Source organism: Dysgonomonas gadei ATCC BAA-286, from assembly GCF_000213555.1.
Lineage (GTDB): Bacteria > Bacteroidota > Bacteroidia > Bacteroidales > Dysgonomonadaceae > Dysgonomonas > Dysgonomonas gadei.
On sequence record NZ_GL891979.1, the window covers coordinates 942,499 to 956,195 of the forward strand.

Annotated in this window: 8 protein-coding genes; 5 read left to right on the forward strand and 3 right to left on the reverse strand. The window is 38.9% G+C overall.

All coding sequences use genetic code 11. From position 1 onward, the window contains the following. The first annotated feature begins 10 nt into the window (after positions 1 to 10). The 5 genes from HMPREF9455_RS03610 to HMPREF9455_RS03630 all read left to right on the forward strand — a co-directional run bounded on the left by HMPREF9455_RS03610 (position 11) and on the right by HMPREF9455_RS03630 (position 10,402). On the forward strand, positions 11 to 2,359 hold the full coding sequence (locus HMPREF9455_RS03610) for an ABC transporter permease (RefSeq protein ID WP_006798242.1): 2,349 nt from the start codon (positions 11 to 13) through the stop codon (positions 2,357 to 2,359). A 62-nt stretch (positions 2,360 to 2,421) separates the two neighbouring features. Further along, positions 2,422 to 3,102 carry an ABC transporter ATP-binding protein gene (locus tag HMPREF9455_RS03615; protein ID WP_006798243.1) on the forward strand — a complete coding sequence of 227 codons (681 nt, stop codon included), beginning with the start codon at positions 2,422 to 2,424 and terminating at the stop codon, positions 3,100 to 3,102. Between the two features lie 45 nt (positions 3,103 to 3,147). After that, on the forward strand, positions 3,148 to 5,475 hold the full coding sequence (locus HMPREF9455_RS03620; protein WP_006798244.1) for an ABC transporter permease: 2,328 nt from the start codon (positions 3,148 to 3,150) through the stop codon (positions 5,473 to 5,475). A gap of 39 nt (positions 5,476 to 5,514) precedes the next feature. After that, positions 5,515 to 7,872, forward strand: a complete 2,358-nt coding sequence (locus HMPREF9455_RS03625) for an ABC transporter permease (protein ID WP_006798245.1) — start codon at positions 5,515 to 5,517, stop codon at positions 7,870 to 7,872. Positions 7,873 to 8,014: 142 nt separating this feature from the next. Then, the gene (locus tag HMPREF9455_RS03630; protein ID WP_006798246.1) at positions 8,015 to 10,402 is read left to right on the forward strand and encodes an FtsX-like permease family protein; all 2,388 of its coding nucleotides are present in this window, start codon (positions 8,015 to 8,017) and stop codon (positions 10,400 to 10,402) included. A 5-nt stretch (positions 10,403 to 10,407) separates the two neighbouring features. On the opposite strand, the gene HMPREF9455_RS03635 is transcribed toward HMPREF9455_RS03630, so the two are convergent. The 3 genes from HMPREF9455_RS03635 to HMPREF9455_RS03645 form a co-directional block, all read right to left on the reverse strand. Next, on the reverse strand, positions 10,408 to 11,121 hold the full coding sequence (locus HMPREF9455_RS03635) for a DUF4276 family protein (RefSeq protein ID WP_006798247.1): 714 nt from the start codon (positions 11,119 to 11,121) through the stop codon (positions 10,408 to 10,410). Further along, complete coding sequence (locus HMPREF9455_RS03640) at positions 11,121 to 12,260, reverse strand: ATP-binding protein (protein WP_006798248.1); 1,140 nt, start codon at positions 12,258 to 12,260, stop codon at positions 11,121 to 11,123. The genes HMPREF9455_RS03635 and HMPREF9455_RS03640 overlap by 1 nt, the downstream gene beginning before the upstream one ends. 344 nt (positions 12,261 to 12,604) lie before the next feature. Next, positions 12,605 to 13,696, reverse strand: a complete 1,092-nt coding sequence (locus tag HMPREF9455_RS03645) for a Gfo/Idh/MocA family protein (protein ID WP_044215369.1) — start codon at positions 13,694 to 13,696, stop codon at positions 12,605 to 12,607. Position 13,697: the final 1 nt, after the last annotated feature.

Genomic DNA, 13,697 nt, shown 5'->3' on the forward strand with positions numbered 1-13,697 from the left:
TTTTTTAATTATGAAATCAGTAATAAGAAATTTCATCTATGTCCTACGGCGGTTCAAGACAGCAACATTCTTGAATATTTTAGGTTTATCTGTCGCTTTCACATCATTTATGATTATAATGATGCAGGTCAATTTCGACTCCAACTTCGATAAAGATATAGTTAATGCAGACTGTATATATCGTGTAGAAGTGGTACATAAGGATGGGAGTAAACAGGGTATCATATGCCGTCCGATATCTGATATTCTGTTTCAGTCATCACCTCATATTTTAGCCGGAACGATAACTAACTTCGGTTCAGAACGATTTTTCCTTAAACCGGTATCTGGCAACAACTCGAATTCAGGATTTCAGGAAGAAATGCTCAGAGTCACCTCGACTTACACAGATGTATTTCATTTCGATATGATTGAAGGCTCGGATAAAGCTTTATCAGAACCCGGTAAAATATTAATTCCCGCAAGTATTGCCCACAAAATATGGAGAGACGAACATGCATTAAATAAACAGCTAAAACTGGAAGATAATACAATATATACTATAGGCGGAGTATATAAAGATTTTCCTAAAAATACGTCTCTCCTGAATGTCATTTATTATAAAATGCCCGATGATGAAAATATCAAAAGTTGGGGAAACAGTAACTATAACCTGTTTATACAGGTGGATTCCCCGGAGGCTGTGAACAGTTTGTCTGATATATTCAGGAAGTATGCTGCAAATGATTTGAATAACGATTGGAAAGATGTAGTCTTTCAGTTTACCCAATTGCCCGAGCTCCATTATACCACAGATGTTCTTTATGACAGACATCCGAAATCGAGCCGTCAGACAATAGCAATATTATTTGCCATTGCGTTCGTCATCGTTATCATTGCCGGCGTAAACTTCACTAATTTCAGTATGGCTTTGACTCCTGCCCGTATCAGAAGTATCAATACGCAAAAAGTACTGGGTGCAACAGAAACAGAGTTACGCATCATATTACTTATCGAAGCGGTTTGTACTGCAATAGTCGCCTTTATCCTTTCAGTTTTGTGGCTAAAGCTGGTACAATACTCACCCATACAGGAATTAATAAATGCTGATATAACAATAATGACTAATTTACCTCTAATTATATTATCGGCATTACTGGCTTTAATTATAGGTATCGTATCGGGTATCTATCCGGCCTTTTATATGACATCTTTCCCTCCGGCATTAGTACTGAAAGGTAACTTCGGACTATCAGGTAAAGGGCAGAAAATGAGAAACATACTTATCGGATTCCAATTTATTGCCTCTCTGGCATTAATAATGAGTGCCGGATTGATGTATATGCAAAACCATTTTATGCAAAACTCTTCTCTGGGATACGATAAAGAAGCCTTGATAATAGTAGGTGCTGATAAGTCGCTACGGGATAAGTGGTCATTGGTTAAGTCGCAATTAGAAACAGACCCACAAATCAAGAATATTTCCAAGAGCCAAATAGTATTGTCGAGTAGCGAACAGTATATGGGTTGGGGACGGATATATAAAGAAAAAAACATACAATTTCAATGCATCCCTGTCGGCTACTCATTCCTCGATGCAATGGGAATAAAAATATCGGAAGGCCGTAACTTCACCGAAGAAGATGCAAGCAAAAGGCTACCCTGCTACATATTCAACGAAAAAGCCAAAACGGAGTACGACTTAGAATTAAATTCGATGATAGACAGCATGGAAATCATCGGCTTTGTACCTGATCTGAAATTTGCTACATTCCGTACAGAAGTGGCTCCGATGGCATTCTATCTGATAATGGAAAATGGCAACGATTGGACGAGCCGGTTCAATCATATATATGTGAAGACAACCAAAGAAGCCAATCCGTATCAGGCCATCGAGACAGTAAAAAAGACCTTGAGTACTATCAATCCTGATTATCCGTATAACATCCGTTTTTTCGATGATGTATTGAATAACACGTATCAGAAAGAGAAGAAACTTTCTTTGTTGATTACAACATTCAGCCTGATAGCCATTCTTATTTCCATTGTCGGTGTATTCGGGCTGGTTATCTTCGAGAGTGAATATCGCCGTAAGGAAATTAGTATCCGTAAAGTGATGGGATCATCTATAAATGAAATACTCTTGCTGTTTAATAAGACATATATAAAGATATTGGTTGTTTGTTTTATACTAGCTACCCCTTTATCATATTATATAATCAATCGCTGGCTCGAAAACTTTGCTTACCGGACCCCGATACATTGGTGGGTATTCTTGACAAGCGGAGCCATAATATCCCTGATCGTAATTGCTACCGTCAGCTGGCAAAGTTGGAAAACGGCAAATATGAATCCAGTAGATTCATTAAAAAACGAATGATATAAATAAAAAAAATATTTAATAGGTCTGCGACCTTAAAAAACAATTTAAATTTAAAAGTTATGATACAGATTAATGATTTAAAGAAAGTATTCCGTACAGAAGAAGTAGAGACAATCGCATTGAACGGTATATCTATGCATGTAAATAAAGGCGAATTTATCGCGATTATGGGGCCTTCGGGTTGTGGTAAATCCACCCTGCTAAATATTCTGGGACTATTGGACAACCCTACATCCGGGCATTATCTATTAGACCAAAATGAAGTAGGCAACTTAAAGGAGAAAGAACGCACACAAACCCGTAAAGGAAATATCGGATTTGTATTCCAAAGCTTCAATTTAATTGAAGAAATGACTGTCTTCGAAAACGTGGAACTCCCCCTCACCTATCTGAAAGTAAAAGCATCGGAACGCAAAAAACGTGTAGAAGACACTCTCCGCAGAATGAGCATCAGCCACAGAGCAAGCCATTTCCCCAATCAACTATCAGGAGGTCAGCAACAACGTGTTGCCATAGCACGTGCTGTAATAGCCAATCCCAAACTGATACTGGCCGATGAACCAACCGGTAATCTGGATTCTAAAAACGGAAAGGATGTGATGGACCTGCTCACCGAACTCAACAGGGAAGGTGCTACCATTGTCATGGTAACTCACTCCCAGCACGATGCCTCATTTGCTCACCGTATAGTGAATCTGTTCGACGGACAGATCGTTACCGAGGTAGAAAGCATGATGTAATAGTTTTTTTCATTCATACCCTTACAATCAATCAGCAATATAACAATGAAACAATTTTTCAGGAATTTCAGAAAACAGAAAACAGTTGGCATACTCAATATATTGGGGCTTAGCCTGGGTATTATGTGTTCGGTAATCATAGGTTTATGGGGTATGAATGAGTTGAGCTTCGACAATTTTCACAATAACGGAGAAAATATCTACCGGACAAACCTGTCACTTGTCCTAAATAATACCCCAACCAAAATAGGCAGTTCATTCAAGCCTTTAGGAGAGGAAGCCATGAATACAATTCCTGAAATAAAAGATATGTGCAGGGTCGCAATTGATGGTAACATTGAAATAAAAATAGAGAACAAACTCTATGAGCCGAACAGGATATGCATGGCTGATAGTAATTTCTTTACTTATTTCAATTTTCCATTACTCGAAGGTAATCCTCAAACTGTACTTTCTACTCCTGACGGAGTTGTTATTAGTAAAAGTTTTGCAGAACGTTATTTCCCTCAAAAAGATCCAATAGGGCAGTCAATAAGCTTTGATGATGTTTACTTTACAGTATCAGGCATAATGAAAAATATGCCGATTAATTCGCATTTGCAAGCTGATGCTGTTTTACCGTTCTTTGGCTACTATAAAGATTGTACATGGGGATGGTCTGATGTTTTCAACACCTATCTGACAATCAATACTAATACAGATTTAAATAAGGTTGAAAAAGCACTCACTGAAATATACGATACCAATATGACATCACATTTACCCGACAGTCGAATTGAGTTGCAACCACTTAAAGATATTCATTTCGGTTCCGGATTTATGAACGATCAAGTTATTAAAGGGAATAAACCATTGGTATTTATATTTATCCTGACAGCCATCATTATTCTGATCATCTCATGTATAAACTTTATAAACCTATTTGTATCCACTTCATTTATCAGAGCAAAAACCATTGGAATTAAAAAAGCGCAGGGGGCCGATAAGCGAATTCTGATATACGACTTTTATCAAGAAACAGCTTGCTACGTTATATTGTCGATAATAATAGGTTTACTTCTGGCTTTTCCCTCTGTTCCTGTATTTAATCAGGTGATGAATACGCATATTTTTATAGATTTCTGTTCTGTAAAGCTTTATGTATTCCTATTCATCCTTTTTATACTAACCGTACTGATTGCCGGGTCTTTTCCAGCCCTGTATATGACCAAATTTGGAATTATAGAAACATTGAGGGAAAAGTTTAAAGGAAAAAAAATGTCCGTATTTCAAAAGTCACTTGTTATTCTCCAATTCTCGGCATCTGTGACTTTATTGATTATAATCTTTTTCTTCAACAAGCAAGTTGATTATATGGTTTCAGCAGATATGGGATTCGAGAAAGAAAACGTATTCTATATTGGAGGACGGGATAATTTTGGCAATAACTTTGAATCATTCAGAGCAGAGATGCTCCAAGAACCAACCATAAAAGATGTAACAATGAGCCGTAATCCAATAACGGAATGGCGGCAGGGCTGGAGCATAAAAACCATAGGAAAAGAAGAAACTGTTTTGACAGAAATATGTAGAGTAAAGCCTAACTTCTTCGATTTCTTTAATATAAAGTTTGTCGAGGGATACAATCCGTTGAATACGTTCGAAGCTGATAGCTTATGGGTTGGAGTCATAAATCAAACAGCTGCACGTCTTATGGAGTTTAAAGATCCGATAGATAAGGAACTCATTACTCATAATAAAAGAAATACTGTGATAAAAGGTGTTATCCATGACGCCCAAACACGGTCTTTCCACACAACCGTTGATCCTCAGGTCTATTTCAAACTCACTCAAGACAAATACAACCAGATATATTTCAAAGTAGCAGGGAATCCTGCTAAAGCAATAGCTTTCGTTGAAAATAAGTGGAAAGAACAGATCACAGATGCTCCTTTCGAATATCACTTTTTGGACGATACATACAAGCAGCTTTATATAACCGAAACTAATGCTCAGAAATTATTGACTTATGCTATGTTTATATCATTTTTTATCACAATGGTAGGATTGTTTGCCATATCTTATTATAGTCTGCAACGACGTGTAAAAGAGATTGGAATCCGAAAAGTCAATGGAGCTACCCTATCCGACTTATTAATTCTTCTGAATAAAGACTCCCTTACCTGGGTGCTTATTTCATTTATCATAGCCTGCCCTATTTCTTATTTCTTCGTAAAAAACTGGCTGAATAATTTTACAATAAAGACTTCTGTCGATCTGTGGATATTTCTTCTCGCAGGAATATTCTCTCTATTGGTTGCTCTATTTACGGTTAGTTATCAGACATGGAGGTCAGCTAATATGAATCCGGTAGAGTCTTTGAAAAATGAATAATGATACCTGTTCTAAAATTATATTGATATAAAAGACTATATGAAACAATTTTTCAGAAATTTCAGGAAACAGAAAACCGTAGGTATACTTAATATTTGCGGATTAAGCCTCGGTATCATGGTCTCCATTACAGTCGGATTGTGGGCTATCAATGAATTATCTTTCGACAATTTTCATAAAAACGGAGAGAGAATGTATCGGGTAGTGCAGAGTTTCGAGTATGGTAGTATTCCTATCAAAGCAGCTACCGCTTTTAAACCTTTAGGTGAACTGGCTGCTGCGGAGATTCCTGAAATAGAACAGATGTGCAGGGTAGTTATAGAAAACAATGGTATTGAGATTGACCGGATCACATATTTTAATGTAAGGAATATTATTACCGACCATAATTTCTTTTCATTCTTCTCTTTTCCCCTGAAAGAAGGAGATATTAAAACGGCTTTCTCGGCCCCTGATAACGTTATCCTAACAGAATCGGCTGCAAAAAGATACTTCCCAAATGAAAACCCCATAGGTAAGATTGTTATCTTTCACGGATGGAAATTTACCGTATCTGCTATTATGTACGATATGCCTCGAAACTCTCATATACAAGCTGATATTGTTTTCCCTCTGTTTTCTTTTTTCAAAGACTGGGGATGGGATAGCAGTTTTAAGTATGATACCTATTTTATCCTTTCGCCAAATGCTGGCATTCATTCTATAGAAAAGAAGATCAGTCTGATAAACAAAAGAGGTGTATCAGCTTTTATTGGCGATATTCCTGTTGAACTGGAGCACCTGAAAAATATTCATTTCAGCAAAACAAGTGCGGGTTTCGATAGTGCAATAAAAGGGAATGAAAACCTTTTAAAAACGTTTATTAGTATTGCCATAGCCATTCTTATCATCGCTTGCATCAATTTTACAAACCTTTTCATTTCTACTTCTTTCATCAGGGCAAAAACTATCGGAATCAAAAAATCGCTCGGTGCCTGTAAAAAAGTGCTTATATTGGACTTCTATAAAGAAACTGCAGTATATGTTCTGATTGCTATATTTTTAGGCATATTACTTACAATGCTGGCTCTTCCTGTTTTCAATAGTTACACACAGTCTAATGTGACTATAAATTACCTTTCTCCTGAATTATATATCTTTATTTTCACTTTGGCAGTAGTGACAATCCTTATAGCCGGCTCGTTCCCTGCTTTTCAAATGACTAAATTCGGAGTTATAGAAACCCTTAAAGGAAAATTTCGTGGGAAAAAGATGTCTATATTCCAGAAGGTGCTTATAATCGTCCAATTCTCCACGTCTATCAGCCTCCTCATTATAGTACTTTTCTTTGCTAAACAAATAGATCAGATACTGAATCAGAATTTGGGCTTCGACAACAAAAATATAGTTTACATAAATGGCTGGAGAGACTTTGGTCGCGATTATAAAGCTCTGCGCGAAGAAATGATACAAGAACCCTCTATTACAGATGTGGCGATGAAACAATACGATCTGCCTCTTAGAGGAGGAAATGGAATAGGTGGAAAAAACGTAGAAACCGGAGAGGAGATATTACTTGATTTATCGGAAGTATCACCCAACTATTTCGACTTCTTCGGTATGGTATTCATTGCCGGTGAAAATCCTTTGTATGAAGAAAGTGTTGCCAGTTCACGCTTTTGTGTTATAAATGAACGGGCAGCCCGGTTACTGGGGCTCGAAGATCCTGTTGGCAAAGCTTTTCATATAATATCTGTAGGAGGAAAGCTCAGCGAAAACGATGGGAAAGAGTATATCGTGAAAGGTGTGATAGGCGATTCTTATGTAAAATCGTTATATCAGGAACCTGATGCTCAAATGTATCTCAACCTATCGAGGGATGATCATAATCCGATATTCTTCAAAATCGCCGGAAACCCTCAAAAGGCAATAAAGACCATAGAAAAGAAATGGAAGCAAATATTGCCCAATGTACCTTTCGAATATCATTACCTGGATACAACATATGAGGCTCAATACTCGTCCGAAATGAATGCCCGTAATGTATTAAGTTATGCATTGATTATCACTTTGATTATTACCGTCATGGGCTTATATGCGATGGTATTTTATTCCACCCAGCGAAGGATAAAAGAAATAGGTATCCGCAAAATAAACGGGGCTACGATTCTCGACCTTATCGCATTATTAAATAAAGACACTATAATATGGATAGTTATTTCATTTCTCATAGCCTGCCCTGTATCCTATTACTTTGTCTCACGTTGGCTGGATGGTTTTGTAGTAAAAACATCACTGAGCATATGGGTATTTCTGGGAGCCGGGGCATTGTCTTTCATCATCGCAATGCTTACGGTCTGCTATCAGACATGGAAGGCAGCCAATATGAATCCTGTAAATGCAATACAAAATGAATAGTATTAGTTTCCGTAGATAATTGTTATTGTAAAGGAGTAGAAAAGGTTTAGAAGCAGACACACTCTTTCTCTTTCTTTCCATGTTTTTTAGCCTTTCGCTCCTTCTACAATTCGTATTAAATCAATAAGTCAAAGAACTCTTTATGTACCATATACCGTTTATACTCCGCCGCTTGCTGAAAAGTAAAAGTCTCCGTATTATAAATCTGCTGGGATTAACCCTCATATTTGCTTGTATATTGGTTTCCTATACATACATCAAGCGCGAACTTAGCTACGATAAGTTTTACAGCAATGCTCACCGGATAGCCCGCATGACTCTTTCATATGAAAACAATACAGCTGACGGACGTATTTATGGTATTTCTGCAAAACAAATATGGCAAGACATACCCGAAATAGAAGACGTACTGAAGTTGGAACTGGTAAATACAGCAATACTAAACCACAATGGCAACAAACAAGTATTAAGCAATCTATTCTTTGCCGGTGAGAACTTATTGAACATCCTCGACATCCCGTTAATAGAGGGCAATAGCAAAGAAGCATTCAGGTCTCCCGAAAGTGTCATTATCAGCGAACGCCTCGCACTCCAACTCTTTGGCAGGACAGATATAATCGGCGAAAAAATAGAATTGAGCAGCAGACGAATCGAATCTACTGTCCGCTTTATAAGTGGAGTATTTAAGAACATGCCCGAAAATACCCACTTCCATAGCGATGTCATTATCCATAAAGACGATTTCGACAATTCATTTTACTATACATACCTGTTGTTGAAAGACGGTTACAATCTTGCCGACATTCAAAGCAGGCTGACCACCAATTTCAAATCACAAAACCCGGATAACGGGAATGCCGTAATCAGTCTGATGCCGATGACCGACATCCATTTGCATAGCCATTTACTACGCGAAATGGAAACCAACGGTAATATATATTACATCTACCTGATAGCTGGCATCAATCTCCTTCTTCTTATAATCGTCCTGTTCAACCTGTGGCTCAATTCCAGCGTAATCTTCTCTTACAATAAGCGGTATTACCAGTTGCTGAGAATGAACGGAGCTTCCTCTTCGGTAGTAATAAAAGACGAGACATGGGTTTCGCTGCTCTTAGCCGTTATCTCCATATTAGCAGGGAAATTACTGTCGGTATTCATCGGCAGCTATTTTTCCATCTCATTCTCCGCATTATCTTTGAGCGAAACAATCGGCATCGCCCTTCTTTTTATCCTTTTCACCATCTTTGTATCTCTATTGCCTATACTTATAAATATGTCGGCAACCGTCTTTCTGAATGAGCAGGCAGACTTGCGGCAATCCCGCTTTTCTATATCCAATGTAAAATACATGCTCATAGTACAGTATAGTATAGTCCTGTTCATTATCATTGTAGGTATCGGCATCAATAGCCAGATGGCCCTTATCCGCAACACTCAGGTTGCAGGCAACAATGACAGTATACTTGTATTTGAAGAACAACCGCACGAGGTCATAAAAAACTATACAGCCTTTCGGGACGAGCTCCTCAAACATAGCGAAATAGAATCCGTTACAGCCGCTATGCAACTACCGGGAATCGCTGTCCGCGATATGATTGCTATAACCGCGCAAGGGAAAGAACCGGTATATATACCCGTACTGGTGGTCGGTGAAGACTTTATGCAGACTTTCAATATAAAACCTGTAGCGGGAACACTGTTTCCACCTCTCCGGCTATCATATGCGGAAGAAGAAAATCTTCAGCAAAGGAAGATGTATGAAGAAGGCTTTAAACCATTCCACACAGACAATATCATAGTCAACAGAAAAGCACTCGGTCAATTAGGCTTCTCCTCGCCTGAAGAAGCTATCGGAAAAGAGGTCGGCATAGTCCACAACTCTCTCGACTATTTTCCTACAGGAATAATCTGCGGAGTAGTCGAAGATTTCACATACACCAATGTTTATGAAGACGCCATCCCTATGGTTATACTCCAACGGAATATGTTTATGAATTGCTTCATTATCCGCATTGCCCCCGGTAGGAACGAACAGGCTTTAGCCACTCTGAACTCTGTATGGGCTACACTAAATCCTGATTATCCGATCAACTACAAATTCTTGTCCGACTCTTACAAATCCCTATATATGAACGAGCTGAATGCTGAGAAGGTCGTTCTGTTCTTCTCCATACTGTCTTTCATTATTACTATTCTCGGACTGATTATATTCATGGCCTTTATGATAAAGAACCGTATGAAGGAGATCAGCATCCGCAAAGTAAATGGCGCAACCAATAGCGAGATCGTGTTTATGCTCAATTTCGGATTGTTGCGATGGATATTCCTATCCTTTGTCATAGCAATGCCTGCGGCATGGTATATTATGGACAAGTGGCTCGAGAACTTTGCATATAAGACGACCATATACTGGTGGATATTTGTCCTTGCGGGAGTATCAGTTTTTCTGGTTTCTTTCCTTGCTATCAGCTGGCAAAGCCTTAGGGCAGCCCGTATCAATCCGGCCAAATCATTAAAGGGGGATTAAGATTATCACTTCTTCCCTTTAAAATTCTCGATGGCTTTCAGCAGACGGTCCAGTGGACGTATATCATAACGAAGGTCAAAACGTATATTATTAAAGTCCAGCTTGTTGACAACACGGGTAGTCGCATTGTATTTCTTGGTATACGACTTGCCTACAAGACGATAAATATTATCGAGGTCTTTGGCCGGATGCTCCCTTGCTTGCGGATCGGAAGCATAGGGATCGAATCCCAGCTTATCTTTTATGAAGCGCCCTGTCAGCCGTTTGTCTATTTTCCTGAAGTGATTAGTCTCGGCCAGAAACCAGGCCTCTATTTCGTGTACAGCTATAATGACATCGAAATAATGAGCATCGTTCTTCAGCTTGTTTGGAAGAAAGCGCAACCCTTTTTCCAGCTTTTCCAAATCGTCTATCGGCAACGGATACAGGTCGCGTAAGCCAATAATCATTTCATAACCGTTTTTTCGTAAAGTCTCCATATTGTCCAGTATTTCAGATTTCACACGGTTATCCGAACCACAATCGAAAATGAGCACTTCGTATTTCGGGTTACGCGAAAATGAAGAGTTCCGCACAATCTCTACTTTCGGGATATTCACTCCTCCGCGAAACTGTTTCTGTATAATATTTATCTGTTGAGTTCCCAGAATTTCCTTTATCAAGCGATTAACGAAAATCTGCTCGGTCTGTCCTTCAACAAAAAAAGCAATCCGTTTCATCAATCGTTATCTTCATCTATAACACCAAAGCCTTTCTTGAAAAAGTCCGTGGCAAGAAAATCAAAGTTATTCAGTCCTGTGTATTTAAAATCGTCGAAAGTATCTTTCGAATTGGTGTAATCGTAAAATATAGATTTACTACTCTCCCGCCCTATCACAGACCAGTAGCGAAGCGGTATCTGGTTCATAACCTGCCTGTCGTTGGACGTCATAAAGAATTGCATATTCGATTTGTTGACTTTCTTAATAACCAGATCCATCATCTTCTTCGAACTTTCAAAGTCGAGGCCTTCGCCCATATCGTCGATAAGCAGGCAAAGGGAAATATCGCTCAGCCGGGCATAACTTAACATAATGAACAAAGATAAGGCACGGAACATCCCCTGCGACATCTCACGCTGCGAGATTGTATATTCCCCGTCTTCTTCAATAAAGATGCCAAAGCCACCACGTGTTTCCTTTATATCGATATTTGTGATTGAATAACCCAATTCCTGCATACCGGCTTTAACTTCCGATATAAATGTTTCGCCAAAAAGTTCCCGCCCCTTGTAGAATGTGTATATGAGTACATCCGGGTCGTCTATGTCATGATCGTCCCCATCTATTTGGGTATAATCTTTTACCAGGCGATTCTTTTCCAACTGATTGGCAAACAGATAATTCTTTAATGATTCGCCCCATGATACAAGATTCGCGAAATAGGGTTTGCCTTCAGCATCGCACTGCGCTATGGCGATTTCGAAATCGGCTACTTCGAACGGAATATTTTCTCCCTGAGGGTTCAATAGTATCTTTTTTGACCTGTTCAGTAATACTTTATTATTGAGAGTCAATACCTCATCTGTTACTATTCTGTCCTTAAAGGTCAAAGAATACTTGTATTTATCATTATTGCCATTGGTAAATATCAGTTCGAACAATTCGGACGGACTGATCGCATATTTCAAATCTATTCTGCCCGATAGTAAATCGGCAATTTCACGGATAACATTCAATGTGCGGCTCTTACCCGAAGCATTCTTTCCGACCAATAGATTTATATTATTGAAATAAGCATAATCACCACCATTTCCCACAATGCACCATTCGCGGGGTTCTCCTACATAGCGGGTATATTTTAAAGCACTTAGTATCATCCTAGTAATAAATTTATATATTATGAATAAGCGTATAAGTAAAGCAAAGTATTTAATACAACATTATTTAAACACAGCTAACTATCCCTCTCGCAGATGAAAAAATAATAAAAAGGTCTGTGACCTTATCTGCTGTTTCAGACTCAAATATACGTTTTTTTCAGTAATCGGTGAATAAAAATCATTTACCTTATCATTATTACACGGTCATAACCGAGTCTCGCAAATTTCGAACAGGATAATCAACAATACAGGAAATTTTAAATTACAAACTGTAATAATATAAATGGAGTTATCTCTCCGACTTTTGAGACAACTCCATCTTATTATTTTGGTTGGATGATTTACAATTTCACTCTCCTACCCGTCTTGCTGCTTTCTATGGCCGCATTGAGTATCTCTACAACTATAAGGTTATTTTCCAAAGAGGACAGATCGGTAGGCTTCACCTCTATTTCGCCACGTACAGCGGCTTTGAGGTAATAGAAAGAATCGTTGTACGGTGCGGTCAACTTTTCGGCTACCATCTTATTTTCTTTCTTATCCGAATATACACGCATATCATTTGCATTATCCTGATATATATAGCCTTTATCACCATAGATATGCATATCCTTGCGGCTCATCGGCCAGTTCCACGAAGCCATGATAACGACTGTGGCATCGGGATACTCAAGCATTATAGTCGCATCATCGTCCACCTTGGGATAAACCTGCGGTTTCAGATGCTGTAATGTGGCGGATACGCTGACAGGCTTCCTGCCGCCCATCAACCATGTACTCAGATTTGCTCCATAACAACCGAAGTCTACAACAGCACCGCCTCCATTAAGCACGGGATCGGTAAGCCATCGGAGAAACTCCGGGCCGCAACCTATTTCTACAGGTCCCTGATGTCCGTCATACACATTTATACGCGATATCCGGCCAATCGCATTTTCATTCTTAATCAGATCGTAAGCTTTATGATTGGCGGCATACCATGTTGTTTCATAGTTGGTAAGCACCATTATATTATGCTTGCGAGCCAGTTCTGCTATGCGTTTTGCCTGCTCTGTTGTGGTAGCGAGCGGTTTCTCTACCATTACGTGTATACCACGCGGTGCGCAGGCTTCGATTACACGCAGATGGTCATATATGCTTTCATAAACAATAACAGCTTCGGGCTTGGTTTTATCCAGCATTTCATCCAGATTCTCAAAGAATTTACTCTTGTCTACTTTTGCCCGTAAGGTCTTATTGTTCCAAAGTGAAGTATCTTTTTCTGCAATACCTACCACTTCGAAATCACCCCTGTCGAGGCGGGAAAGGACTTCCCATAAGTGTCCGTGCGAAAGACCTGCCACAGCAAGGCGGAGCGGTTTATCATTTTGTGCAGATGCAATTGCGGATATAGCTGATAAAGCCATTATCAGAAGGATTTTAAATTGTTTCATG